The 27,000-nt window shown below is 60.6% G+C and carries 19 protein-coding genes; 10 read left to right on the top strand and 9 right to left on the bottom strand.

From position 1 onward, the window contains the following. Positions 1–23 precede the first annotated feature (23 nt). The 3 genes from ABID12_RS03195 (at position 24) to ABID12_RS03185 (ending at position 7,294) form a co-directional block, all read left to right on the top strand. Positions 24–3,530, top strand: a complete 3,507-nt coding sequence (locus tag ABID12_RS03195; RefSeq protein ID WP_354433076.1) for a DUF7507 domain-containing protein — start codon at positions 24–26, stop codon at positions 3,528–3,530. A gap of 110 nt (positions 3,531–3,640) precedes the next feature. Further along, positions 3,641–6,655, top strand: a complete 3,015-nt coding sequence (locus ABID12_RS03190; RefSeq protein ID WP_354433075.1) for a TonB-dependent receptor — start codon at positions 3,641–3,643, stop codon at positions 6,653–6,655. Between the two features lie 138 nt (positions 6,656–6,793). Continuing rightward, positions 6,794–7,294 carry a hypothetical protein gene (locus ABID12_RS03185; RefSeq protein WP_354433074.1) on the top strand — a complete coding sequence of 167 codons (501 nt, stop codon included), beginning with the start codon at positions 6,794–6,796 and terminating at the stop codon, positions 7,292–7,294. Positions 7,295–7,414: 120 nt separating this feature from the next. On the opposite strand, the gene ABID12_RS03180 is transcribed toward ABID12_RS03185, so the two are convergent. Both ABID12_RS03180 and ABID12_RS03175 read right to left on the bottom strand, forming a co-directional pair. Further along, positions 7,415–8,326: an HNH endonuclease gene (locus ABID12_RS03180; RefSeq protein WP_354433073.1), complete on the bottom strand. Its 912-nt coding sequence runs from the start codon at positions 8,324–8,326 to the stop codon at positions 7,415–7,417. Continuing rightward, positions 8,323–8,478 carry a hypothetical protein gene (locus ABID12_RS03175; protein ID WP_354433072.1) on the bottom strand — a complete coding sequence of 52 codons (156 nt, stop codon included), beginning with the start codon at positions 8,476–8,478 and terminating at the stop codon, positions 8,323–8,325. Before ABID12_RS03175 ends, ABID12_RS03180 begins: the two co-directional genes overlap by 4 nt. 108 nt (positions 8,479–8,586) lie before the next feature. Between ABID12_RS03175 and ABID12_RS03170 the strand changes: the two genes are divergently transcribed. The 3 genes from ABID12_RS03170 to ABID12_RS03160 all read left to right on the top strand — a co-directional run bounded on the left by ABID12_RS03170 (position 8,587) and on the right by ABID12_RS03160 (position 11,863). Then, positions 8,587–9,606, top strand: a complete 1,020-nt coding sequence (locus tag ABID12_RS03170; protein WP_354433071.1) for a GAF domain-containing protein — start codon at positions 8,587–8,589, stop codon at positions 9,604–9,606. Positions 9,607–9,813: 207 nt separating this feature from the next. Then, the gene (gene adh / locus ABID12_RS03165) at positions 9,814–11,334 is read left to right on the top strand and encodes an aldehyde dehydrogenase (protein WP_394706071.1); all 1,521 of its coding nucleotides are present in this window, start codon (positions 9,814–9,816) and stop codon (positions 11,332–11,334) included. 112 nt (positions 11,335–11,446) lie between these two features. Next, the gene (locus tag ABID12_RS03160) at positions 11,447–11,863 is read left to right on the top strand and encodes a DUF779 domain-containing protein (RefSeq protein ID WP_106302047.1); all 417 of its coding nucleotides are present in this window, start codon (positions 11,447–11,449) and stop codon (positions 11,861–11,863) included. Positions 11,864–11,926: 63 nt separating this feature from the next. Here the strand turns inward: ABID12_RS03160 and ABID12_RS03155 are convergent, their stop codons facing one another. The 5 genes from ABID12_RS03155 to ABID12_RS03135 all read right to left on the bottom strand — a co-directional run bounded on the left by ABID12_RS03155 (position 11,927) and on the right by ABID12_RS03135 (position 18,789). Then, positions 11,927–13,552, bottom strand: a complete 1,626-nt coding sequence (locus ABID12_RS03155; RefSeq protein ID WP_354433070.1) for a TRAP transporter large permease — start codon at positions 13,550–13,552, stop codon at positions 11,927–11,929. Positions 13,553–13,556: 4 nt separating this feature from the next. Next, positions 13,557–14,237 carry a TRAP transporter small permease gene (locus tag ABID12_RS03150; RefSeq protein WP_354433069.1) on the bottom strand — a complete coding sequence of 227 codons (681 nt, stop codon included), beginning with the start codon at positions 14,235–14,237 and terminating at the stop codon, positions 13,557–13,559. Positions 14,238–14,313: 76 nt separating this feature from the next. Further along, entirely contained in the window at positions 14,314–15,321 is a 1,008-nt protein-coding gene (locus ABID12_RS03145) for a DctP family TRAP transporter solute-binding subunit (protein ID WP_354433068.1), read from the bottom strand. A 346-nt stretch (positions 15,322–15,667) separates the two neighbouring features. Continuing rightward, the gene (locus ABID12_RS03140) at positions 15,668–17,035 is read right to left on the bottom strand and encodes a sigma-54-dependent transcriptional regulator (RefSeq protein ID WP_354433067.1); all 1,368 of its coding nucleotides are present in this window, start codon (positions 17,033–17,035) and stop codon (positions 15,668–15,670) included. A 23-nt stretch (positions 17,036–17,058) separates the two neighbouring features. Then, the gene (locus ABID12_RS03135) at positions 17,059–18,789 is read right to left on the bottom strand and encodes a sensor histidine kinase (protein WP_354433066.1); all 1,731 of its coding nucleotides are present in this window, start codon (positions 18,787–18,789) and stop codon (positions 17,059–17,061) included. Between the two features lie 244 nt (positions 18,790–19,033). Between ABID12_RS03135 and ABID12_RS03130 the strand changes: the two genes are divergently transcribed. Together ABID12_RS03130 and ABID12_RS03125 are read left to right on the top strand one after the other, a co-directional pair. Continuing rightward, the gene (locus ABID12_RS03130) at positions 19,034–20,191 is read left to right on the top strand and encodes an amidase (RefSeq protein WP_354433065.1); all 1,158 of its coding nucleotides are present in this window, start codon (positions 19,034–19,036) and stop codon (positions 20,189–20,191) included. 7 nt (positions 20,192–20,198) lie between these two features. After that, positions 20,199–21,785: a gamma-glutamyltransferase family protein gene (locus ABID12_RS03125; protein ID WP_354433064.1), complete on the top strand. Its 1,587-nt coding sequence runs from the start codon at positions 20,199–20,201 to the stop codon at positions 21,783–21,785. A gap of 116 nt (positions 21,786–21,901) precedes the next feature. Here the strand turns inward: ABID12_RS03125 and putA are convergent, their stop codons facing one another. Continuing rightward, positions 21,902–25,303 (bottom strand): bifunctional proline dehydrogenase/L-glutamate gamma-semialdehyde dehydrogenase PutA, encoded by a 3,402-nt coding sequence (putA, locus tag ABID12_RS03120; protein WP_435528163.1) that lies wholly within the window; start codon positions 25,301–25,303, stop codon positions 21,902–21,904. 123 nt (positions 25,304–25,426) lie between these two features. On the opposite strand from putA, the gene ABID12_RS03115 reads away from it, so the two are divergent. Further along, a complete protein-coding gene (locus ABID12_RS03115; protein ID WP_106302027.1) occupies positions 25,427–25,885 on the top strand; it encodes an Lrp/AsnC family transcriptional regulator in 459 nt (152 codons plus the stop codon). 15 nt (positions 25,886–25,900) lie between these two features. Here ABID12_RS03115 and ABID12_RS03110 read toward each other — a convergent pair whose 3' ends face one another. Beyond that, on the bottom strand, positions 25,901–26,506 hold the full coding sequence (locus ABID12_RS03110; protein WP_354433062.1) for an exopolysaccharide biosynthesis protein: 606 nt from the start codon (positions 26,504–26,506) through the stop codon (positions 25,901–25,903). 149 nt (positions 26,507–26,655) lie between these two features. Here ABID12_RS03110 and ABID12_RS03105 point away from each other — a divergent pair, with 149 nt between their 5' ends. Next, a complete protein-coding gene (locus ABID12_RS03105; protein ID WP_354433061.1) occupies positions 26,656–26,910 on the top strand; it encodes a hypothetical protein in 255 nt (84 codons plus the stop codon). Positions 26,911–27,000 lie beyond the last annotated feature (90 nt).

Here is a 27,000-nt window from a genome sequence, read left to right as displayed (position 1 = left end):
CCTTTCCCGGATGCACGTCGGAAATGTATCTGTCTCAGGGGAACCCCAATACAACGCTTTATCGCGTCGATACCTCGACAAATCCGTTTACCTATCCGCCGATCGGAGTGACCAATGACACTTACAATGCCATGGGTTTCAATCCGGTTGATAACTATCTCTATGCGATTCATTACAATATCAGTGAACAGCGTTTTCACCTGTGGCGTATCGGGGATGACGGCCAGGCAACTAATCTGGGCCAGGTGCAAGGCGCCGGCATCAATACCCACGGAGCCGGCATCGCTTCAGGTGAAATCGGGCCTGATGGCTCCTTTTATGTCAAGTTCAACGGGGTTTCGACCGGCGCTGCGGGATTTCTCTACAAGATTGACGTTACCAACCCTGCGGCGACCACCAGTGTCCAGCTTTCACAGACCATAAGCACCGCCGACCTCGCCTGGCACGAAGGCCTTCTCTATGGGCACAGCATGGATGACGGGCATCTGTATACCCTCAACCCGAATTCCGGCCAGGTTACCGATGTTGGTGACTCGGGCATCATAAACTCGTTCGGAGCAATGATCGGGGCGTCCAACGGCGTCTTCGGTGCTTTGAACACCGGAGGCTTCTATCAGTTCGACCTGGATACCGGCGAGGCAACGCTTTTGTCGGATTCTCCCGCATCAAGTAACAATGATGGCGCGAAATGTGCGACGACTCCACTGCAGTTCGGCGCAGATCTGGCTGTCACAAAGACCGACGACAATGAATTCTACAAGGCCGGAAAGGATGTCACCTACACGATCGTGGTGACGAATAACGGTCCGTTCGGCACGCAGAATGCCGGCGTTCTCGACGAACTGCCTGACGGCATCACCGAAGCGAGCTGGACCTGCGGCAACGCAACCGGCGGCGCTGTCTGCGGAGCGTCGAGCGGGACAGGCTCGCTTGATGATCCGGGAGATTTCCCCGCCGGCGCGTCTCTGACCTACACGTTGACGCTGAGCGTTCCCGAGGACTTTTCCGGGAACCTCGAGAATGTCGCAACGGTCACGGTTCCCGAAACCAATACTGAAACGGACATAAGCAACAACAGCGCGACGGATGTAGACCAGCAGGCACTGCCTGAAATAGCGCTCGACAAGACCGGGGCGCTGGACGATGCCAATGGCAATGGCTTTGCCGATGCCGGTGAGACCATCGCCTACAGCTTCCTCGTGGAAAACACCGGCAATGTGACGCTCACCGATGTCACGGTGGATGACCCACGGCTTGCCGATGCGGGTGTTTCCCTCGATCAGGTCCCGCAGACGCTTGCGCCTGGCGACAGCTTCACCTTCACGGCGACCTATACGGTGACCCAGGCGGATGTCGATGCGGGCGTCGTCGACAATACCGCAACTTCAGTGGGAACAGACCCTTTCGATGATCTGATCGAGAGCGATCCCGATACCGTGACCTTTCCCACGGATACAGCATCCTCGGTAACGCTCGACAAGGATGCGGCGCTGGACGATGCCAATGGCAACGGTTTTGCCGATGCCGGCGAGACGATTGCCTACAGCTTCGTGGTCGAGAACACCGGTGCGCTGACGCTCACCGATGTGACGGTCGACGATGCGATGCTGGCGGCCGCCGGTGTTGCCCTCGACCAGGGCCCGCAGACGCTTGCCCCCGGTGACAGCTTTACCTTCACGGCGAGCTATACGGTGACCCAGGCGGATGTGGATGCCGGTTCTGTGGACAACAGCGCGACGGCGACGGGTGTCGATCCCGACGATACGGCGGTGGAAAGCGATCCGGATACGGCCACGGTTCCCGCCGATACGACGGCGGCGATGACGGTCGACAAGACCGGGGCGCTTGACGATGCCAATGGCAATGGCTTTGCCGATGCCGGCGAGACCATCGTCTACAGCTTCCTCGTGGAAAACACCGGTTCGGTGACGCTCACCGATGTGACGGTCGACGATCCGAAGCTTGCCGCGGCCGGCGTTGCGATCGACCAGCCGCCGCAGACGCTGGCGCCCGGCGACAGCTTCACCTTCACGGCGACCTATACGGTCACCCAGGCGGATGTGGATGCCGGTTCGGTGGAGAACTCGGCAACCACGACGGCGACAACGCCGGATGACGATCCGATCGAGAGCGATCCGGATACGGAGGTCACCGACTTGCCGGCCTCCGGCAAGCTGGAAATCGCGAAGTCCGGTCTGTTCAACGACGATAATGGCAACGGTTACAGCAATGTCGGGGAAACGATCACCTATACGGTGACCGTTGAAAACACCGGCAATGTGACCCTCACCGATGTGGTGCCGCAAGACGGCGGTCCGACGTTCGACAGCCAGCCCGGTGAGGGGACTTTCAGTGCATTCGACCCGGCTTCGGCCCGGCTCGCACCCGGCGAAAGCCAGAGCTTTATCGCGACCTATACGCTGGCGGAGGTCGATATCGAGCGTGCCGGCGGGATCAGCGATGCTGTCTCCAACGTCGCGCGCGCCACGGGCGTCATGCCTGACGGGTCGCTGACGCCGGAGCAGGAGGCCACATCCATTGTCGCTCTGCCTGCCGCTACGCCACAGAAGGTGGTTGTGACCAAGCAGGCGCTGGTCAAGGAAGTGCGGCGAGGCGGGAAAGCGCCCTATTTCATCACCGTGACGAATACGCAGGAACGCGCCGTCACGGGGATTACGGTTACCGACAGGATACCGTCTGGCTTCCGTTATGTTGAAGGCTCCGCATCCGTCGATGACGAGGCGGTTACCCCTGACATTTCCGGCCGCGACATTCGCTTCAGGGATATTTCCGTCGATCCGGATCAGAAGGTCGTTATCCGGGTAAGCCTGGAGGTCTTGAGCTCCACGGCGCCGGGAAAATACAAGAATGCCGCCTTCGCGACGGATCTGGTGGGGCGGAAGATTTCCGATACGGTCTATGCCGAGGTGGAAATTCCCGTCGAACCGGTTTTCGACTGCGGTGATATCATCGGCAAGGTCTTCGACGACCTGAACCGCGACGGGTATCAGGATGAGGGCGAGCCGGGGCTTCCGGGCGTTCGCGTGGCGACCGTCAACGGCGTGCTTGTCACCACCGATCCCTTCGGACGTTTCCATGTCGCCTGCGCGGCCCTTCCGGACAACCGCATCGGCTCGAACTTCATCATGAAGCTCGATGAGCGGACATTGCCGAGCGGCTACAGCCTCACGACCGAAAACCCCCGGGTTGTCCGTCTGACGGCCGGTAAGATGACCAAGCTCAACTTCGGCGCATCGATTGGTCGGGTTGTCAGCCTTGATCTGACGGACGCGTCCTTCGTCGAGAACGAGATAACGCTGAAGCCGGACTGGCTGGAAGGTCTCGACCAGCTCACGGCGATATTGGCGACGGAGCCCTCCATCCTTGATCTCAACTATTACGGCGACCGGCTCGAAACACTGGCCCGCGAGAGACTGAAGGAGGTTTCCAGACAGGTTCGCCTGCGGTGGAAGGCCGAAAAGGAACCCTATTCGCTCGAAATCACCACGCACATGGAGGCGTCGAAATGAACGGCTCCATAGCGAAAATCGTGAACGAAAAGCGGGGCATAAAGATGCAGTTGGTCTTCCGGAAAAACGTCCTTGCGGCAGGTATATGCGCGGCGGCAATTTCAGCGAACATGTCCCTGGCGCTGGCTGACGATCCTGTCCAGTTTGCCATTTCCGTGGACGGGGAGCCGGTGGTCATCGACAACAAGCCGGTGGCGCAGGTCAAGCCGGAAAAGGTCAGGCAGGTGGAAAACAGGGCGCAACATCGCGCCCGCCGGACGGATGTCGATCTCAACGATGTCGACATTCAGGTGAAGTTCGATGGGCTCGATACGCGGCCGGTCCTGAATGTTGCGACAGACGATATCGAAGAGTCGTTCAAGACTGGCGACAGGATCCGTTTCTTCACCGCCAGCAACTATCCCGCCTATATCGACCGCGCCGAGATCCGTGTTTTCGGCGAGGACGACAATCTGACGCCGGAAAGCGTGCCGCTCGCCGTTGTTCCAGCAAAGCTGAATGGTGAAACCGAATGGGACGTGCCGCCGGTCCACGATGGCGATGATGCGCTGATCTACGTTCTGCGCGTTTATGGCAAGAACGGTCTTTATGACGAGACCCGCTCCCGCGTGATCTGGCTGGAAACGCCGGAGCGCCTGCAGGACATGGTCGATGATGACGGCGATCTCGCGACCGACATAGCCGTCGACGAGGCGCTGAGCGCCACGACCATCGGCGTCGACAATGTCCAGGGCGCGCTGGATATGTCGGAGGATTACGCCCTGCGCCGCAACATCCCGGTCGTCGGCGGTACGGTCACGGTTTACGGCCGGAACGTACCGGGTGACTATCAGGTCCGTACGCTCGGTGACGATGTCGAGGTCGATGACGACGGCAGTTTCGTCATTCAGCGCATCATTCCCAATGGCGAGCATTCTGTGGATGTCAGCGTCGATAAACCGAATGGCGAAACAGCCGTCGAGTTTTCGCGCGATATCGATATCCCCGACAGCGAGTGGTTCTACATGGGACTTGCCGATCTGACGATCGGTCAGCGCACGGGCTCTCACAATATCGAGGAGGTGCGCGACGAAGAATATGACGAGGTCTATACCAATGGCCGTGTCGCGTTCTATCTCAAAGGCAAGATCAAGGGCGAGTATATTCTGACCGCGGCGCTCGATACGGAGGAAGACGACCTTGCCGACCTGTTTCCCGGCTTGGATGAGCGCAATGCCCGTCAGTTGCTCAAGGAACTGAATGCCGACGATTACTACCCGGTTTACGGCGATGATTCCGCGGCGATCGACGATGCGCCGACGAGCGGAAAATTCTATGTTCGCCTGCAGCACCACGACAGCCACATCATGTGGGGCGATTACCGGGTCAGGATAGACGGAACCGAGCTGCAGAACACGAACCGCGCGCTTTACGGCGCTCAGGCGGTTTACCAGCCGGACAAGGCGACATCTTTCGGCGCCCCGCAAACGCAGTTGCAGGCTTATGGTGCAGCACCCGACACGTTGTCTGCCGTTGACCAGTTCCTGGGAACCGGCGGTTCGGTCTACTTCCTCAACCATTCCGACCTGACCGCCGATACCGAAACGCTGACAATCGAGGTGCGTAACCCGGATACCGGCGTTGTCGTCAGTTCCTCCACGCTGGCCTACGGCGAAGACTACACGATCGACTATATCCAGGGCGTGATCATTCTGACGGATCCGCTGGCTTCGAAGACCGGAACCACATCCGCCGTTCGGTTTGGCGCCATCGGCGGCAACGACGTCTATCTTGTTGCTGAATACGACTATACGCCGGTAATCGAAGATGTTGACGGCACTGTCTACGGGGGGCGCGCCGAACAGTGGTTCGGCGATCATCTGCGCATCGGCGTGACCGGATCGTCGGATGGTACCGGCGAGGACACCAAAGATGCCTATGGTGCCGATGTCCGGCTGCGGTATTCCGACAGCACGTTTCTCGATGCCGAAATCGCGAAAACGCATGGGGCCGCGTCGGGGCAGTCGATCTCCATGGATGGCGGCCTGACCCATACCGACCTCAACACCAATGACATCGGGAAGTCCGCCCTGGGATGGCGTCTGGCGGGCCAGGTCGATCTGGCGGACATCAACGAAAATGCCGAAGGGTTGATACAGGCCTATTTCGAGGACAAGCAGGCCGGGTTCAACTCTCTGACGGAGGATCTGAATGCGCCCCAGATGCAGTGGGGCATCAGTGCCAACGCGGAACTCAGCGATACGCTTTCGCTGGCGTTGTCCTACGACTATTTCGACAGTGAAAGCTACTACAACGAGGACTCTCACTCCTATGTTGTCGGCAGCAGCAAACAACAGGGCGATCTGAGCCTGACCCGGCAGATCGACGAGCGCTGGGCGCTTTCCGGCGGGCTTGGATATACGCTCCAGCGGCGGCCTTCCGAAACGACGGTCGCCACATATGGCGATGATGGCGAGCGGCTGGATCTGGGGATACGGGCAGAATATACGCTCGATGACGAGGAAAGCACGGTCTACGTGTTCGGGCAGACCACCGTCTTCGACAAGGGCAATATCGAACGGGGCGATCGCGGCGGTATCGGAACCAGCTACCAGATCACCGAAAGGCTCGGTCTCGACGGCGAGGTCTCCTACGGCACGACGGGCTGGGGCGGCATGGCCGGTGTCTCCTACAAGCCCAACGATACCGACCGTTACTACGTCAACTACGTGCTTGATCCCGACCGGGCCTATGACTGGAACCAGACCTATGATCTTTATGGTCAGGATCTCAGAACGGTCGTTGTCGGGGCGGAGCAGCGGATGAACGACATGTGGTCCGTCTACGCCGAAAACAATTACGATCTCTATGGCGAACGGAACACGATGTCGCGCACCTATTGCGTGAAATTCGAACCCGATGCCATCTGGACCGTTGATGCGGCCTATGAGGGCGGTATGGTCGATGACGATACGATCGATCCGATCACGGGGCTGAAAAACACCGATTTCGACCGCGATTCATTCTCGCTGGCGTTCAATTATGACGATGACGAGGAAAACGGGATTGTCGCCCGGTTGCGCGGTGAGGCGCGTTTCGAGGATTCCGAAGACGGCACTGACGATATCGACAGCTACCTGATTTAGGGCTTCTACAACTACCGCGCCAATGACAACTGGCGGCTTCTGACCAGTATCGACACGGTTTTCGAGGATGCCGGGCCGAAAGCGACACTGGCTGTCAACGACTATGTCGACGCCGTGGTGGGATGGGCTTACCGTCCGGTGGAAAATGACCGCTTCAATGCGCTGTTCCGCTATAATTTCCTCTATGACGTGCCGAATGTCGCGGCCTATAACTATTCCGACAGGGACGAGCCCGGTCAGCGGACCCACATCCTTTCTGCCGACTTTGCCTACGACCTTACCAAGGAGCTGACGATCGGCGCAAAATACGGTTTTCGCCTGAGCGAGGTCAAACAGCAGATCGATGATCCTGAACGGGGCACATATTATACCGGTTGGGAAAATGCCAATGCCCATCTGGGAATCATCCGGGCCGATGTTCATGTCATCAAGAAGTGGGACTTCCTTGCCGAAGGTCGGGTGCTTTACACGCCGAGTTCGAAGACGACGGACTTCGGCGCCCTGACAGGCCTTTACCGTCACTTCGGCCAGAACATGAAAGTCGGCCTTGGCTATAATTTCGGCAACTTCAGCGACGACCTGCGCGATCAGACCTATGATGACCGCGGTTGGTTCATCAATATTATCGGCAAGATATGACGGAAGTCGTCCTACCGGCCCGGATTCTTCCTGATCAGGCTGCTACAGCTGTGATGCACATGGAAATTGACGGGCCGGTTTTGCAACCAAGTGCGCGTCGCCTCCCGGTCCTGCATGGGGTCAGTGCTTGAAGCAGTTTTCCCGGTGCCATTGAAGGAAACGTGGATGAGGACGTTGCGCGGCGCGGGTGGGGGCGATGGCCTTTCCTGTTGTGTTGATCAGGGAATGGATGCTGTCCGGGTCGTTTGCCTGTCGTGATACGAGGATATCGAGGTCGTTGGAAAGCGCGATCAGGCCACGGTCGAACATCCAGTGGGCTGTTCCGGAAAGGGCGATGCCGTTGGTGAGGATATCCGGGCCGCTGTGTTCGACCGGGCGGATATGGGCGGCGTCGACCTCGGCGCGGCCGCCGCCATTGATCAGCTTCAGGCCGGTAATCGCGCAGCGCTTGTCATAGGCGGTGATCACCAGCCGCCGGAAAAGCCGGTCACGCACCACCCGCGAGTTAAGTTGTGGAATGCGGATGCGCTGCTCTTCGAAGACGAATAGTTGCTGTCCCTGTTCATGAAAACCGTCATGAACTGGCTTGTCATATCCCGTATCGATGCGCGGAAGTTCCTGCACCGTTTCGTCAAGTCCAAGTGACAGGATGCGATTGAAGTCTTCAGCAGACAGAGGTCGGACGGCCGATTGCGCGCGACCGGAAATCCGGCCGGCCTCATTCAGCAATCCGCGCTCTATCAGCGTGCCGTCGTGGTTGAAGGGCACCGGATTGACAAAATCGAGATAGGTTCCGGGCTCGATCAGAGCGATGAACATGTTCGCGGCAGATGGGTCCTGGATGACCGCCTGCACTTTGGCGACGGCGAAATAGCCGCGTGTTTCGCGCACCTTGCTCGGTTCATAGTACACGATCCAGTCGCCGACACAGGCTTCCACGCGCGTGCGATATTGCGCCGGAAACTGATAGCGCTCGGCCGGACTGTCGTCATAGATCGAATCCGAACGATGAATGAACACGCCGTAGGTCATGAATTACGGATAGCAGGAATGGACGGGAAGGACATCGAAAATATCAGGCATTTGCCTTTTTGACGCAGATCGCCTGTTGCGTTCCGTTCTTGGCTGTGGCCGTCCGTTTCACCAAAGTCTGATCCGGTGGCAGGCAAAATATCTTCCCTCATGCGGCGTTTTCCATCACAATGCGGTCAGCGATCCGCAGAGGAGGCCGGAAAAGCACCGAAGATGTGCGCATCCGGTTGCGTGATACGCTTGTTTGGGAGGAGGTACCCATGGCGTCTTTCTCAAGGCCGGGGGGAACCCGCAGGCATGCCGATGTTGTGCTTTCAACGGCGCTGTCGGCAGACGGCCCGGCGTGCTCGCCCGTTGCCGCTTCATGGTGGCGCTCGCATGTGCAGCACGGGCTCGACCCCGCAAACGCGGCACCCCGCCGCGCCGAAACCATCACCGCCCGCGAATTGTCGGAACGGCGGCAAAGGTTCGATCTGCTGCTTCATGTCGCCGGTTCCCGGCTCGACCGGCTGTTTCGCTGTGTTTCGCAGTCAGCCTGCGGCGTGTTTCTCAGTGACGCGGACGGATATGTTCTGGACGGACGCTGGCGCAGCGGCGATCAGTCGAGTTTCGAGAGCTGGGGGCTGAGACCCGGACGCAACTGGTCGGAAGCAGCCGTCGGCACAAATGGCATCGGCACCTGCCTTGCCGAGGAACGCCCGCTCATCATCCACCAGAGCGAACACTTTCTTGAAAGCAACATTGCCATGAGCTGCATGGATGCACCGATCCATGGCCCCGACGGCCGGCTGATCGGCGCGCTGGATGTTTCATCAGCCCGCAGCGACCAGACCGCGCCCGCCAACCAGATGATCGCCGCGCTTGTGCGTCAGGCCGCCCGGCAGATCGAGGCGGATTGTTTTCGCCATAGCCATTCCGGCCATCGGATTGTGCTGATCGATGGCAGCAAAGGGGACGATGACAGCGAGCCGGCAGATACGCAAACCGCCCTTGTCGCTGTCAACGCAGACGATCTGGTCGTCGGTGCAACACGGGCGGCGCGGCAGGCGCTTGGCCTGACACCGACAGGCGCATTTGCACCGGTTCCCACCGATGATCTTCTGACCGGCGAGGCGCCGAATTCCGGTTTCGTTCCGGCGGAACGTTCGGCCGTGGTGAGGGCGCTTGCCCGGCAGAACGGCAATGTCAGCCGTGCAGCCAGAGATCTCGGCATCGGCAGGGCAACGCTTTATCGCCGCATGAAGCGGCTTGGCCTTGCCCAGCATAGCATAGAGAGCTGATGCGACATCCTGCGGGCGGCTTTGGTGCCAGCTGCCCGCCTTGATGCCGTTCATTGCATCCGTCTTCAAAACACCTTTCAGCCCGCAAACTGTCTCAATCCCGAGACAGTATTGCTCCTCTGCCGGTTTCGTGCCGGTGACAAGGCCCGTCTGCGCGCGCAAATTCAGGGCCTCAATAGAGTTCAGATAATTTCTGGGAGGAGTATCATGAACGAGATGCCGAAAACCGAAGGGCTTTTGAAATCGCCTTTCAAGGACCGCTATGACAACTTCATCGGCGGCAAATTCGTGCCCCCGAAAAACGGGCGCTATTTCACCAATACCACGCCGATCACAGGCGCTGCGATCAACGAAATCGCGCGTTCGGACGCCGATGACGTCAATCTGGCGCTGGATGCGGCGCACGCGGCCAAGGCAAAATGGGGCAGTACCCCGCCGACCGAACGTGCCAACCTGCTGTTGAAGATTGCCGATATCATCGAGGAAAATCTCGAACTGCTGGCAACGGCGGAGACCTGGGACAACGGCAAGCCCATCCGCGAGACCAGAGCGGCCGACATTCCGCTGGCAGCCGACCATTATCGTTATTTCGCTTCCGTTCTGCGTGCGCAGGAAGGCTCGATGAGCGAAATCGATGACGACACCATCGCCTATCACTTCCATGAGCCGCTCGGCGTCGTCGGGCAGATCATTCCGTGGAACTTCCCGATCCTGATGGCATCGTGGAAGCTTGCGCCGGCCCTTGCCGCCGGCAATTGCGTGGTGCTCAAACCGGCCGAACAGACACCGGCCTCGATCATGGTTCTGGCGGAGCTGATTGCCGATGTCCTGCCGGCCGGCGTGCTCAACATCGTCAACGGCTTCGGTCTGGAAGCCGGCAAGCCGCTGGCGCAGAGCCCGCGCATTGCCAAGATCGCCTTTACCGGGGAGACCACGACCGGCCGCCTGATCATGCAATATGCCACGGAAAACCTTATTCCCGTGACGCTGGAACTTGGCGGCAAATCGCCCAACATCTTCTTCAAGGATGTGATGCGCGAGGACGACAATTTCCTCGACAAGGCGATCGAAGGCTTCGTGTTCTTCGCGCTCAATCAGGGCGAAGTCTGCACCTGCCCGAGCCGGGCGCTGATCCATGAAGACATCTATGATGAATTCATGGAACGGGCGATTGCCCGCACCAAGGCCATCATTCAGGGCGATCCCCGCGCAGCCGACACGATGATCGGCGCTCAGGCCTCCAGCGAACAGCAGGAGAAAATCCTGAGCTACTTCGATATCGGCCGGCAGGAAGGCGCGGAAGTGCTTCTCGGCGGCGAAAAGGCCGATCTCGGCGGCGAGCTTTCGAGCGGCTATTACATCAAACCGACCATTCTGAAGGGCCACAACAAGATGCGGGTCTTCCAGGAGGAAATCTTCGGCCCGGTGGTCTCCGTCACCACATTCAAGGACGAAGCCGAAGCGCTGGAGATTGCCAATGATACGCTTTACGGGCTTGGCGCCGGTGTATGGTCGCGCGATGCCAATACCTGCTACCGCTTCGGACGGCATATTCAGGCAGGCCGCGTGTGGGTGAACAACTACCATGCCTATCCGGCGCATGCCGCCTTTGGTGGCTACAAGCAGTCCGGTATCGGCCGAGAAACCCACAAGATGATGCTCGACCATTATCAGCAGACCAAGAACCTGCTGGTCAGCTACAGCACCGACAAGGTTGGCTTCTTCTGAGGCGCGACGCGTCGGGATCATATCCCCCAAGACCCGGCGCCACACGGTGCCGGCGCGGGCGGCAGGCGGGCAGGGACCTGCCTGCCGCCAAATTGTCTGAAAGGAGGCTAACATGCGTGAACACGACATTGCCTGCGCAACGGATGACACCCTGCCCGAAGGGGCGGAGAAGGGATGCCGGGTAACAGCCACCACGGCGGCCCGCGCCCTCATTCACGAAATTCAGGCCGATCACGGCGAGATCATGTTTCATCAGTCCGGCGGTTGCTGCGATGGCTCGTCGCCGATGTGCTATCCGAAGGCGGAATTTCATCTCGGCAGCAGCGATGTACGGCTTGGAAGCGTTGAGGGCGCCGAGGTCTGGATTTCCGGCCCGCAGTTTCAGGCCTGGAAACACACTCAGCTCATTCTCGATGTCGTGCCCGGTCGCGGCGGCATGTTCAGCCTCGACAACGGCCGGGAAAAGCGCTTTCTCACCCGTTCACGGGTTCTGACAGATGAGGAACAGGAAGCGCTTGCGATGCCTTGAGGAAACCCCTTGGCATTCCAATTGCCCAGGCACAGCCAATGTGCCCGGGCATTGCTTTGAACGTCAGCGAGTGACGATTTCCGGACCCATCAGCCAGTACGGCAAGGCCGTGGAAATGAACGGGACATAGGTCACCAGAATAAGGAACAGGAACAGCACCATCACGAAGGGTGCGGCTGCCCTGACGACCTTGACCAGGCTCATGCCCGTTATCCCCGACGTCACAAACAGGTTGAGCCCGATCGGCGGCGTGATCATCCCGATTTCCATGTTGACCACCATGATGATGCCGAGATGGATCGGATCGACGCCGAGTTCCATCGCAATCGGAAACACCACCGGGGCCACGATCAGCAAAAGGCCGGACGGCTCCATGAACTGGCCGCCGATCAGAAGCAGAATGTTGACCGCGATCAGGAAGGTGAACCAGTTGAACCCGGCATCGACCATGACCGAGGTGATCGCCTGCGGAATGCGCTCCGCCGTCAGCACATGGGCAAAGAGCAGTGCGTTGACGATGATGAACATCAGCATCACCGTGGTCTTGGCAGCTCCCACGGTCGTCCGGCGGGTATCCTCATGCGACAGGCAGAACGGTGTCCTGAGAATATTGGCCTTCAGGTTACGGTACCATATCGGCACGCCGGAGATGAGATAGGCCGGAACCTGGTTCACCCGCGCATTCTCGCCGCGCCAGAGCGTGTAGGCAATAACGACGGCGATGGACAAGACAATGCCGGCAATCAGCCGCGCCGTCGGGCTGGCCCAGGCCGCGTCGACGCCGTCCGTGGCGAAGAAGGCGAGGATCAGGAACACGAACAGGAAGGAAATGCCGTAGACCGACGCCAGAAATCCGGTTTTCGAACGTCTTCCGTCGCTTTCCTCAATCCAGCGCATGCCCTTGAGCGGCCCCATGTCGCGGTAGATATAGATCGACACCAGAAAGGCATAGACGGCCGCCACGGCCGCTGCTTCCGTGGGGGTGAAGACGCCGCCATAGATGCCGCCGAGAATGATGACGATAAGAAACAGGCCCCAGCCGGCATCCTTGCCCGCCTCGACGATTTCGAGAAACCCTTTCCACGGTTCGGCGGGCAATTGCTTGATCCGCGCCATCACATAAATGGCGGCCATCAGCATGAAACCGGCAATCGTGCCGGGAATGATACCGGCGAGGAACATGCGCCCGACGGACACATCGGTCGCCGCCGCATAAACCACCATGACGATGGATGGCGGGATGAGAATGCCGAGCGTGCCCGCATTGGCGATGATGCCGGCGGCGAATTCCTTGGTGTAGCCGACCTGACGCATGCCGGCGATGGCAATCGTGCCGATGGCGACAACGGTTGCCGGCGACGAGCCGGAAAGGGCGGCAAACAGCATGCACGACATGACCGACGCCATGGCCAGACCGCCGCGAAAATGCCCGACGGAGGCAATGGCAAAGCGCACCAGCCGGTGCGCGACGCCCCCCGTCGACATGAATGCGGACGCCAGCACGAAGAAGGGAATGGCAAGCAGCGTGTAGTTCTGCGAGGCGGTGAACAGCTGCAACGCCACCGACGACATGGAATCGCGCGAGAAAAACGCGATGAACAGCACCGATGACAGGCCGAGCGAAATGGCAACCGGCGCGCCGGCAAACAGAAGGCCGAAGACCAGCAGAAACAGAATGGCGATTTCCATGGGCCTAGTCCTTCAGCACATCTTTGTTTTCAGCCACCAGCTCTTCGGCTTCATGGCTGGCGATGACGAGTTCACGCTTGCCGGTCCAGATCTGGATGAATGCCTCAAGCGAGCGATAGGCGAGGAGCGCCAGACCGACGGGCAGAATGATGTAGGCGACCCAGCGCTGAACGCGCTCCTGAAGCCCGAACCAGTCTTGCATGAAAAGCGGGTAACGCAGATCATCGAGGCCGATCCCGGCCCTGAAGAAGCGATGCCAGTAGAACACCGCGCCGCCCTTGGCGTTGGCGCCGAAAATCTGCAGCCAGTCGGACGACAGCAGGATGACGGCATAGAGCAGGCCGGTCAGTGCGCCGAACAGGGCAACGACGCGGAAAGCGCGGTGGGGCAGAGTGCGGATCAGGGCATCGACACCCAGGTGCAGGCCGGTCTTCAGGCCATAGCTCATGCCGAACAGGATCATCCATGCAAACAGAATGCGCGTCAGTTCCAGCGCACCGCCCCAGCCGCTGTTGAAGCCGTAGCGCATGACGACCTGCGCAAACGAGATCACGGTGATGGCGGCAAGCAGTATCGCCAGCACGTTTTCTTCCAGCCGGGTCACGAAAGCGCGGTGGCGACGTTCGACCAGGTAAAGCAGAACAAGAATCGCGATCAGGGCAAAATAGGGCCAGTAGGCGGCCATGGCGGGTCCCCTCCCAATACATCCATCAGGCAGTCATGGGCGGCACAGTTGATACCGCGCCGCCCCGGTCCGCCGCTTAGTTGTTGGATTCAACAGCCGCCTGAATGAGGTCGGCGCCGATGTCATTTTCGAACTCGGCCCAGACCGGCTTCATCACATCCACCCAGGCCTGGCGCTCTTCGGGAGAAAGTTCCCGCACTTCGCTGCCGGCGTCGATGATGTTGGCGCGATTGGCCTGTTCCTTGGCTGCCACGGAGGCATTGGCCTCGGCCGTTACCTCCTCGACAATCGTGAGGAAACGGTCCCGGAAATCCGGGTCGAGGCCATCGAGCCAGTCGGTGGAGGTCACCAGCAGGTAGGCAAGAAGCTGATGGTTGGTCTCGGTAATGCCGTCCTGAACCTCGAAGAACTTCTGGGTATAGATATTCGACCAGGTGTTTTCCTGCCCGTCGACAACGCCGGTCTGCAGCGCGCCATAGACTTCCTTGAAGGCAAGCTTCTGGGCGGAGGCATCAAGCGCGTTGATCATGGCGACCGCCACATCCGAGGTCTGTACCCGGAATTTCAGGCCGGCCGCGTCCGTTGGCAGGATCAGCGGCTTGTTGGCGGAAAACTGTTTCAGGCCCGAAGACCAGTAGCCAAGGCCCATATAGCCCTTGTCTTCCATCGCCGTCAGCATGCCCTTGCCGGCGTCGCTGGTGGTGAAGCGTTCCACCGCATCGAGACTCGAGAACAGGAACGGCAGGTCATAAAGCCGGTATTTCAGCGTATAGGCCTCGAACTTGGCCAGCGAGGGGGCTGCCAGCTGAACATCGCCGAGCAACAGCGCCTCAAGCACCTTGTCGTCGTCAAACAGCGTCGAGTTCGGGAAAACCTCCATGCAGGCTTCGCCATCGAGCTCCTCGTTGACGCGGTCGGCCAGCATGCGCGCGGCATCCCCCTTGGGATGGCCCTGATCGGCGACCACATGGCTGAACTTGATGACCATCTCGTCATCGCTGCAGGCATCATCAGCAGCGGAAACGGCGGAAGCCGCGGCGAAAAGCGCAGCGGCGGAAACAGCTGCAGTCAGAAATGTCTTCATGGTTTACGTCCTCCCGTTAAAACCAGGTCGTGTTGAACTGGGGTCTGGCCCCGGCAGGCCGCTGTCGATTGAGCGAACCGCGGCGCCACCCTCGTCATCAAGGCAGCGACATCTACAAATGTCGGGATATGTTCATCTGAAGCCCTCCCGCGACGTCACCTCTCCGCCGCTGCCTGATATTTTATCTGCAAGCCGCGTGCCAGTTTTTGAGAAACATCAATAAAGACGTCAAAACAAAGACTTATCAATTTTCAAATTTTGGCCGGAAAAGCTTTGGGGCATCAATGTGTCAGCGGTGACACGTCGTCTTGCGCTGCAATGGGTAGGGAATGACACATTGCGATGATCACTCGGCATCGTCGACATAATCGATCCTGAGCCGTTTCATCTTGTCGTAGAGCCCTTTCCGCGAAATCTGCAAGGCTTCATAGGTAGGCTTCAAGGCTCCGTCATTGCGGGCAAGCTCGCCGGCGATCACCTGCCGCTCGAAAGCCTGCATCTGGTCTGCAAGCGGCAGACCGGCGGACGGTGCCAGTGCAGCACCACCTTGCCCGTTGTCCTCAAACCCACGCCAGAGACCGAGCACGAAACGGTCGGCATAATTTCTCAACTCCCGCACATTGCCGGGCCAGTCATGCGCCATCAGATCAGCCTGCAGCATCGGCGAAATCTCCGGTATTTCCCGGCGAAACCGCGCGCGCGCATCACGGGCCAGAAAGAAGAACAGAAGCGGGATATCGTCCCGGCGCTCACGCAGCGACGGGATGTCGAGGGTTACGACATTCAGCCGATAATAAAGATCGGCCCTGAAACGCCCGGCATCGCTTTCGACCTTGAGATCGGATTTGGATGCCGCAACGATGCGGATATTCAGTGCAATCTGTTTGTTCGAGCCGAGCCGCTCGACCGTGCGGGTTTCAATGGCGCGCAGGATCTTGGCCTGAAGATCGAGCGGCATGGATTCGATCTCGTCGAGAAACACTGTGCCGCCATCGGCGTGCTCCAGCTTGCCGATGCGCTGTTTCTGGGCGCCGGTGAACGCGCCGGCTTCATGGCCGAACAGCTCCGCCTCCATCATGTCGGCAGGCAGCGCTGCGCAGTTGATCGCCACGAAATTGCCTGTCGCCCGGTTGCCGGTGTCATGCAGCGCGCGGGCGACGACCTCCTTGCCGGTGCCGGTTTCCCCACGCACCAGAACATCGACATCGGTATCGGCCAGCATGGCAATCTGTTCGCGCAGCCGGACAATTCCCTTCGTGCGGCCGACCAGCCGCAGAGACAGGGCGTCGTGGCCGTCAAGTTCCGACCTCAACGTCCGGTTTTCCAGAACGAGCCGCCGCTTTTCCAGCGCCCTGTCGATCACGGTGTAGAGGCGGGAGGCCTGAAACGGCTTTTCGATGAAATCATAGGCACCGGCCCGCATGGCATCGACCGCCATTTGCACATCGCCGTGCCCGGTAATCAGGATCACCGGAAAGGTCGGGTCTATAGCCAGCGCGGCCTTCAGCAGCGCCATGCCATCCATTTCGGGCATGCGGATATCGGAGACAAGAACGGCATAGGCCTCATGCGTGATCCGCTCCACAGCGCTTGCGGCATTGTCATGCACGGCGACATTGACGCCTTCGAGTTCAAGCCCCTGCGCCAGTGCGTGGCGCAGGTCGTCGTCGTCATCGACAAGATGAACGAGAGGCGTTGCCGTCTGCATTTCCATGATGTGCCCCTATTCCTCCGCAGTTATGGCAGCGCGGATTTCAGCCGCAGTTCGAAAACCGCGCCGCCGTCACCCGGCAGAAGCGTAACGCTGCCGCCAAAATCCTGCATGATGTTGTAGACGATAGATAGTCCGATGCCGTTGCCCTGTCCGGTTCGCGTCGTGAAAAACGGTTCGAACACCTCATTTGCAAGCTCCGGCGCAATTCCCGGCCCGTTGTCGGAAACATGAAGACAGACGGTTTCGCCGGCACTTTTCAGGTCCACCGCTATGCGCCCGTCCGGCCTTCCCGAAAGCGCATCGATGGCATTGCTGAAGAGGTTGACGAACACCTGCGAAAGACGGATGCGGCCGGCATCGACCACCACGCTCTCAAGGGCCGGATCGACATCGATGGCCACGCCGGCCCGGTCGGCTTTCGGCCGGATCAGGATCAGCGCCTCGTGCAGAGCCACCTTCACCGGCACGGGCTCCGTCTTCGTTTCCGGCCTGCGCGAAAAAGCCAGCAGGGTTCCCGAAAGTTCGGATATCCGGGCGACCATGGCCGTGATGCGGTTCAGGTTATCGTCGGCAATCTCGTCTTTCTTGAGCGCCAGCGCCCGTTTGGTGTTGGCGGCATAGGTCTCGATGGCAGCCAGCGGCTGGTTGATCTCATGGCTGAGCGTTGCCGCCATCTGGCCGACGCCGGCCAGCTTTGCCGTCTGGATCAGCTCGCGCTGAACGCGCTTCAGTTCGCGCTCCGCCTCGATCCGCTCGTCGATTTCATGCGACAGGCTTTGGTTTGCAAGGCTGAGTTCTTTCGTCCGGTCGCGCACGGCGCGCTCCAGGCGCAGCGCCAGCGCCCGGTCCCGCCGCCTGAGCATGACACGGCCCTCGATGCGCCCGATCTGGAAAAACACGATCACGGCGACGAGCAGGAAGATCAGCAGCGAAAACCCGATTGCCGCCGATTGCGCGGAAACGACGCGGCTGCGGTCGCCCAGAACGTGAAGCTGCCAGCCCATCAGCGGCAGGTCACGCATCACGTCGATATGTGTCAGCGCATCGGCTGTTTCGGGATTGAATTTGGCGTCGATTTCGGAAACCGGCTTCAAAAGCCAGTCTTGGCGATTGGAGAGGAAGATGATGCCGTCACTGTCGGTTACGAAAATGGGATCGGCCGAAAGTGCCCAGGCGCGCTCGACTGCATCGAAACCGACATAGACAGCAACAACGCCCATCAGCCGGCCATTGCGGCGCACGCCTGCGCCGAAGGCATAAACCCGGTTTTCGCCCTTCAGCAGGGCGACCGTCCGGCCCAGCCGGTTTTCTTTCGCCGCCTTGAGCAGCTCTGCACGGCCTGCGGGTTCGTCACCGAAAATATCGCGTGCGGCGGAAAGCAGTTTCCCGTCGGCAGCAAAGAAAGCCACGTCGCGTGCACCGGAAAGACCGGTAATCTCTTCTGCCAGCGTGCGCGCCCTGTTTTCTATGTAGGCGTCGGATGCAAGGCTTGCGAACAGCAGCGCGATTTCATCCTGCCGGGCGAGAAGGGGCGGAATGAGCCGGTATTTTTCCAGCACTCCGTTTAGAACTTCGGCCTGAACCGCAAGCGTTTCGGCAGCCTGATCCTGCACATATTCGCGGGTGCGGCTGGTTGTCAGCGACCACGCCGCATAAGTGCCGGCAGATGCCAGCACGAGCAGAACCAGCGCTGCGCCTGCGCGCAATCTGACGAAGCGCCGTCTGACGCTCCTTCCGCTAAGCCAGCTATCCATCTCCTCCCCCCGAGAGAAACGTTCTGCCGATGATCCCTGATTCTGTTAAACAGCCAGAGCCGCGAGAAAGCAAACAAACAGGCACGGAAACGCTCATTCGGCTGAAACGTATCGTCGGGAAAGCTGTCTTGCCAATGCGCTTTTTTCGATGAGGGCCTTCGTTTCGGCTTCAAGCTTCGCGTTGCGTTTTCAACGGGCTGCGTGCATGCTCCTGTGATCATTCCTCCAGTAGCGGGCATGCCTCATGACGCAATCCATCGGACCCTTTGTTGAACGTTTCGAACCTCCCATCACGCTCGCAGCGCCGGTTTCCGACCGTCTGGCAGGGTTGACCGTTGCCGTCAAAGACAATTTCGACATCAAGGGCACCGTCACCGGCGGCGGCAATCCCGAATGGGCCGAAGACCAGTCGCCGGCCTATCACAATGCAGCTGCCGTCCAGACCCTTCTCGACAATGGTGCGGCCCTTGTCGGCAAGGTCCATATGGATGAGCTGGCCTATAGTCTGATGGGGATGAATGCCCGTTTCGGCACGCCGGAAAATCCGGCGGCGCCCTCGCGCGTGCCCGGTGGATCGTCTTCGGGCTCGGCCTCTGCCGTTGCATCGGGGCTTGTCGATATCGGTCTGGGTTCGGATACCGGCGGTTCGGTGCGTCTGCCGGCTTCGTTCTGCGGGCTTTTCGGCTGGCGGCCGACCCATGGTCTGGTGTCGGGCGAGGGGCTGCTGCCGCTTGCCGAAAGCTATGACGTGCCGGGGTTTTTGACCCGCGATCTGGAAACGCTCTCGCTGCTCGGTGAAATCTTTGCGGAAGAGCAGACCGCAGATGGCGACGTCCGGCTGGTCTATCCTTCCGATGTCTGGCGGCTGTGCGAGGATGAAGCGGCGGCGGCTTTGAAATCGGCCCTGCCGAAGGGCGACCGCAATGACAGTCCGCTTCTGCCGGGCGGCGACCTGAAGGCGCTCTTGCCGGTCTTTCGCAACCATCAGGGCTATGAGGCCTGGCAGCATTTCGGCGGCTGGATCGAAAAGCGCGCGCCCGAATTCGGTTCCGACGTCGGCAATCGGTTCTCCATCGCCGCGAAGATAACACCGGCCGAATTCGAGGAGGCCCAAGCCAGGCGCGAGGCCTTCCGCACGCATCTGAAACGGGTGCTGCTCCCCGGAACCGTCATGGTCTACCCGACCTCTCCGGGACCCGCGCCGCTGCTGACGGCCGGTGACGATATTTTCGAGACGTTTCGCAGCCATGCCCTGACCATGCTTGCCATTGCCGGTCACGGCGGGTTGCCGCAATTGTCCGTGCCGCTGGTGGCAAGCCAGGGGTCGCCGCTCGGGCTTTCGCTTGTCGGCGCGCCCGGCAGCGACCGGTTGCTGATCGAGGTGGCGAAACGTTTCATCTGAGGGCATCATGCTGCATTCCGCGACAGGTTTTGACGGAGCATTTTCCGCTCCGCACCGTGCAGCCGCGCTGACGGGGCGGGACATTCTGCAGGCCGGCGGCACGGCCATCGAGGCCATGGTGGCCGCCGCTGCGACGATTGCGGTCACCTATCCGCACATGAACGGGATCGGCGGCGACGGTTTCTGGCTGATCCACCGCCCCGGCGAAAAAGTGACCGGGATTTCCGCCTGCGGGCAGGCCGCGCGTCTGGCAACGCCCGAATGGTATGAGGCGCGCGGGTTTTCCACGACCATGCCGACGCGTGGAGGCCTTGCCGTGCTAACGGTGCCGGGCACAATCGGCGGCTGGGAAAAGGCGCTGTCGCTGGTGCCCGCCGACAAGCGCCTGCCACTTGAAACGCTGCTCGCCGCAGCCATCAACTATGCCGAAAACGGGATCGCTGTCACCGGAAACCAGGCGCAGTGCACGGCGGACAAGTTCGACGGGCTCTGCGATGTCCCCGGTTTTGCCGGAACGTTTCTGATCGATGGCAAGGCGCCCGAAGCCGGCGCGCGGCTTTGCCAGAAACCGCTGGCATCGACGTTGCGGCAACTCGTGGCTGAAGGATTATCGTCCTATTATTCGGGCGCGCTGGCGCGCATCCATGCGGGGTTACTGGAAGACAACGGCTCGCCGCTGCGCTTTGATGACTTTGCAGCTTACGAGGCGCGCATGGTTGCCCCGCTTGAGGTCGATACATCGCATGGCAGGCTGATGAACATGACCGCGCCGACGCAGGGCGTGGCGTCGCTGATGATCCTGGCGCTGTTCGACCGGCTCGGGGTCGGGGAGGGGGAGGGATTTGCGCACCTCCACGGACTGGTCGAAGCCACGAAACAGGCCTTCATCCTGCGTAATGCCGGGCTTGGCGATCCCGATTTCATGGCCGAACCGGCTGAGAACTGGCTTTCCGCAGATCGTCTCGATGCGCTTGCGGAAAAGATCGACAGGAAGACCGCTCTGCCATGGCCTTATGAGCCGGCAGAAGGCGATACGATCTGGATGGGCGCGGCGGATCGCTATGGCAATGTCGTGTCTTTCATCCAGAGTGTTTACTGGGAGTTCGGCTCGGGGCTGACCTGTCCCGAGACCGGTGTCTTCTTTCAAAACCGCGGCGCCGGGTTTTCGCTTGTGCCCGGGCCCAACCAGCTTGCGCCGGGCAAGCGCCCGTTCCACACGCTTAACCCCGCTCTGGCTCATCTGAAGGATGGCCGTGTGATGGCGTACGGCACGATGGGCGGCGAGGGGCAGCCGCAGACGCAGGCTGCGGTGTTCTCGCGTTACGTCCAGTTTGGCCAGGAGCTTCAGGCCGCAGTGACCGCGCCGCGCTGGCTGCTTGGACGCACGTGGGGAGAGGAAACCACGACGCTGAAGCTTGAGGACCGGTTCGATCCGGCGTTGGTCTCAGCGTTGAAGGCGGCCGGGCACGACGTCGAAATGCTGCCTGCATTCTCCGACGCGGCGGGCCATGCCGGCGCTGTCGTGCTGCATGAGAGCGGGTTAATGGAGGCGGCATCCGATCCGCGTGCCGACGGCCTCACGCTGGCCGACTGAAAGGCTGAGGCCGGAAAGCGGTTTCGCAAAAAAAAACGCCGACAAAATCAACCTTTATCCTGACGTCGTTGTGGCGGGTGCCTTTCGGAAATCCGCCACAACGACAGGTCCGTTGCCTATCCGGCCAGCAGGCTGGCATTGCCGCCGGATGCCGTTGTGTCGACGCAGAGGTGGCGTTCATGCAGAACATGGGCCTTGTCCGGCATGGCAGTGATCAGCGGCAGAACGGGGCCGGACCGTCGGGCAAGCGCGCCGGCGAAAGCCCGCGCGATCGTCTTGTCGCCCCACCACAAGGCACCGGAAAAGCCCTCGAGTTTCGTCAGGGTCTCCGGTTCGACATGGCCGTCAACGGCAATCGCGCGTCCGCCAAGGGCTTCGACGGCCGCCTTCTGGGCAGCGGCGATTTCCTTGCCGGGGCCGAGGCAGAGAAGCGGCGGACGGGTGTAGAAGGCGAGCCGGTTCAGCTCGCCGGTGACCCCCGGCATTAGTTCCTCATCGCGCTTGATTTCCGCCAGCGCCGAAAGCATCGCCTCGACCGGCTTGATATCGGCATTGCCGCTCCAGTCCTCGCCGCCGTCCTGCCCGGAGGCGGGGGTGAGGAAACGCGGCAGATAATGCGGTCCGCCGGCCTTCGGCCCCGTGCCGGAAAGGCCCTCGCCGCCGAAGGGCTGGGAGCCGACGACGGCGCCGATCTGGTTGCGGTTCACATAGATATTGCCGACATGGATGCTTTCCGACACCGCCTGCACCCGGTCGTCGATGCGGGTGTGCAGGCCGAAGGTCAGGCCGTAGCCGCGGGCGTTGACCGTTTCGACAACCTTTTCCAGATCGCGGGCCTTGTAGGTGGCCACGTGGAGAACCGGGCCGAAAATTTCGCGCTCCAGATCATCGATGCCGTTCACCTTGAGCATGGTCGGCGCAATGAAGGTGCCGGTTTCCGGTGTCTTCAACTGATGCAGGATGCTGCCGGATTTTTCCTTCAGATAGGCGGCGATGCCATCGCGGGCCTCGGCATCGATCACCGGGCCGACATCGGTGGAAAACAGCCACGGATCGCCCACAGCAAGCTCGTCCATCGCGCCCTTGATCATCTTAATCAGGTGGTCGGCGGTATCCTCCTGAATATAGAGGCAGCGCAGGGCCGAGCAGCGCTGGCCGGCCGACTGGAAGGCGGAGGCGACGATGTCGCGCACGGCCTGTTCGGGAAGCGCGGTACTGTCGACGATCATGGCGTTGAGGCCGCCGGTTTCGGCAATCAGCGGCGTGCCGGGCGCAAGGTTTTCGGCAATCGATTTTTCGATCAGCTTGGCCGTGTCGATCGAGCCGGTGAAGACGGCGCCGGAAACGCGTTTGTCGGCTGTCAGCGCCGCGCCGACCGTGGGGCCGTCGCCGGTCAGCAGTTGAAGCGCTGAACGCGGCACGCCAGCCTCATGCAGAAGTTCAACGGCCTTGTGGGCAATCATCTGCGTCTGTTCGGCGGGTTTGCACAGCACCGCATTGCCGGCCATGAGTGCTGCGGAAATCTGGCCGGTGAAGATCGCCAGTGGAAAATTCCACGGGCTGATGGCAGCGATGATGCCGCGCGGGCCCCGCACCGTGTTCTCGCCCTCGCGGGCATAGTAGCGCAGGAAGTCGACGGCCTCGCGCACCTCGCCGATGGCGTCGGCAATGGTCTTGCCTGCTTCCTTCGCCAAAAGCGCGAACAGCACGCCGTAATTTTCCTCGTAGAGGTCGGCGGCCTTGCGCAGCACGGCGGCGCGTTCGCTCGGCGGGGCATCCCAGATTGCGGCATCGTCAAAGGCGCGGGCGACGGTCGCCTCGTCGGCCTCCAGCACAGTGCCGACAGTCTCGCCCGTCGCGGGGTTTTTAACGGTGACGGATGTGCCCGTCGGCTCGGAAACCGTCAGCGGCTTGCCGTCGGGAAGCGGCGTGTTGCGCGCGTTCTCGATCGCCGCCAGCACGTCATCGGCGGTCGTGTCCCATCCGCGCGCCGCAATGCGACCCTCGCCGAAGATATCGGCCGGACGCTTCAGTGCGGCCGGTGGCGTTGCGGTTTTCACCGCCTCGAAGGGGTCGCTGGCAACGGTTTCCGGTGCAATATTGTTGTCGACGATCTGGTGGACGAAGGAGGAGTTTGCGCCGTTTTCCAGCAGGCGGCGCACCAGATAGGCCAGAAGATCGCGGTGGGCGCCGACGGGCGCGTAAATGCGGCAATGGCCGCCGGTTTCCTTCTTCACAATGTCATGCAGGCGCTCGCCCATGCCGTGGAGGCGCTGCAGCTCGTAGGGGCGGCCATCGGCCAGTTCCAGAACGGCGGCAATCGTGTGGGCGTTGTGCGAGGCGAATTGCGGGAAGATGCGGTCGCCCATGGTAAACAGCTTCCGCGCCAGGCAGAGATAGGCGACATCGGTCGCGGCCTTGGTGGAAAACAGCGGAAAATCCGGCATGCCGTTGACCTGGGCAAGCTTCATTTCCGTATCCCAGTAGGCGCCCTTGACGAGGCGGACATTGATCTTGCGGTCATAGCGCGTCGCCATGTCGTAAAGCGCATCGATGGCCGCATCGGCGCGCTTGCCATAGGCCTGCACGACAACGCCGAACCCATCCCAGCCGTCCAGCGCCGGATCGGCCATCACCGCGTCGATGACCTTGAAGGACAGCGCCAGACGGGCCTGCTCCTCCGCATCGATATGCAGCGCGATCCCGGCTTCCCGGGCCTGTGCGGAAAGGCGCTTGACGATCGGCACCAGCTCTTCCATCACGCGCTCTTCCTTGGCCACCTCGTAGCGCGGGTGAAGGGCGGAAAGCTTGATGGATATACCGGGATTGTCGACGATATTCTCGTGAATGGCGGCCTTGCCGATGGCCTTGATCGCGTTTTCATAATGGCGGTCATAGCGCGCGGCGTCATCCGCCGTCATCGCCGCTTCGCCGAGCATGTCGAAGGAATAGGTGAAGCCCTGCTTCATCCGGCCGTCGCCGCGCCTCAGCGCATCCTCGATGGTTTCACCCAGCACGAACTGGCGGCCCATCTCCTTCATGGCGCGGGTCACGGCGGTGCGGATCACCGGTTCGCCCATGCGCTTGACCAGACCGTGGAGCGTGTTGGCGATGCCGGGGTCGGAGCGTTCATCCAGCACCTTGCCGGTCAGCATCAGCGCCCAGGTGGAGGCATTGACCAGCGAGGAGGCGGCGGTGCCGAGATGGCTGTTCCATTCCGATGGCGCGATCTTGTCTTCGATCAGCGCGTCGATGGTGAACCGGTCAGGCACCCGCAACATGGCTTCGGCCAGACACATCAGCGCCACGCCCTCGCGCGTGGAAAGCCCGTATTCGGCCAGAAAATGCTCCATCAGCGTCGGCTTGCTTTCGGAACGGATGCGACGGACGAGGTCGGCCGCGCGTTTGCTGATCGCCGCGCGTTCGTCCGGCGCGATTGCCGCGTTTTCGGCAAGGGCTGCCAGAAGCGGTGCGTCAGGGGCGAATTTCTGCTCGAAACCGAGCGCTGGGAAGGGGATGTCGGCCAAAGTCTGCTCCTCATTTTTTGTCAGACTAACGTCAATTGCGTAGGCGATGCGACTAGCTTTGTTCGTTTATTTGGTCATAAGTAACAAAGAAGAACCGAAAAAACGGATGTTGCAATGGAAATCGATGCCATCAATCGCAAAATTCTCGAAGAACTGGTCGTCGATGCACGCATTTCCATGACCGAACTGGCGCGCAAGGTCGGTCTCTCCAAGACGCCGGTCACGCTGAGAGTCCGGCAGCTGGAGGAAATGGGGCTGATCAAAGGGTACCGCGCGATGCTGTCTCCGATCAAGCTCGGGCTGACCCATGTCACCTATGTCACGGTGAAGGTGAGCGACACCCGGCAGAAAGCGCTGCAGCAATTCAACGACGCGGTGCGGCAGATCCCGGAAGTGGAGGAATGCTATCTGATCGCCGGCGGGTTCGACTATCAGATCAAGGTGCGCACGCGCGACATGGAGCACTTCCGCCGGATCATGGCGGAGAAGATTTCCGAACTGCCCTATGTCAGCTGGACAACAAGCTATGTGGCGATGGAAGCGGTCATCGATCAGAGCTGGGTGGCGCTGTAGCCTACCATTTGGCCGTTAGATTGTCGTCAACACGCTGGAAACGGCCCAGACGACCACGCCGAGGGGAACCAGTGCGAAAAGCGCGAACAGCCCGTCACGGGTCAGCATCGAAAAGGCGATCAGCGTCACCGCCACGCCGATCAGCGATGACGAGAACGGAACGATTTCCATCAGCGGCATCACTGCGCCGAAGATCGTGCAGGCAAGCGGCAGCAGCAGCACCAGCGGCGGGCGGAACAGGAAGGTCATCCGCTTGCGGCTGACACGGTCGACAAGGCGGGTAAAGGGCAGGATCTTTTCCAGCCCCGCATGCAGTTTCGGGGTCTTGATCGTGCGGTGGCGGATCCAGCCGGGCAACCATATCTGCTTGTGGCCAACGAGCCTCTGGGCGGCGATCAGCATGATGATCAGGCCGCAGACGGTCGAAAGGCCCGGCACGCCGCTCAGCGGAGTGATCAGGATCAGTGCGGGCAGGATCAGCAGCGGAATGAAGGAGGCATGGCCGAAGGAGCGCATCAGATGTTCGACGGAAGCCTCGCCGTTTCCGGTTTCCGCAATCGTGCGCTCGACGATTGCAGTCAGCGAACTGAATTCCTGTTCGGCCGTGTTGGTCTGGTCCAAGAAGGGCTCCTGCCGTCATTGATGGATATTCTGTTGCAAACGCCTTGAACCGCCGTCCGGTTCCGGATCGCCAACCGATCATTGATGCTGCCATTGATTTATCATGCGGCCTGTGTCCTGTTTATGAAAACCAAAATTGTGAGGAACGCATGTCGGATGAACGTCTCGAGAGGCTTGAAGCGCAGATGGCGGCGCATCAGGAAGTGTTGATTGCGCTGGCGGCGGCGCTCGGGGAGGGGGAAAGCCAGACGGTGTTCCGCGCCGCACTCGACGGTCTGCTGACCGTCAAGGGGCAGGAGGAGGATCCGGGCCTGGATCCCGATGCATCCTTTGCCTTCCAGTACCGCGTTGCCGATACCATCCGCGCCATCGTCGACGGCGCCGAAGCCCGCGCCAAGAAATAGGCCCAACGCCTGAGCCAAAGCTCTGCCTTACGGAACTTTCCGGCCATTTTCGACGTTTTCAAAAAAAACTTCGAATGGAAGGGCAGGGTT

Origin of the sequence: Martelella mangrovi (assembly GCF_040545495.1) — a bacterium.
Classification (GTDB): Bacteria; Pseudomonadota; Alphaproteobacteria; order Rhizobiales; family Rhizobiaceae; genus Martelella; species Martelella mangrovi.
Note: the sequence above shows the minus strand (reverse complement) of the source record. Positions and strands in the feature narration are given on the sequence as shown.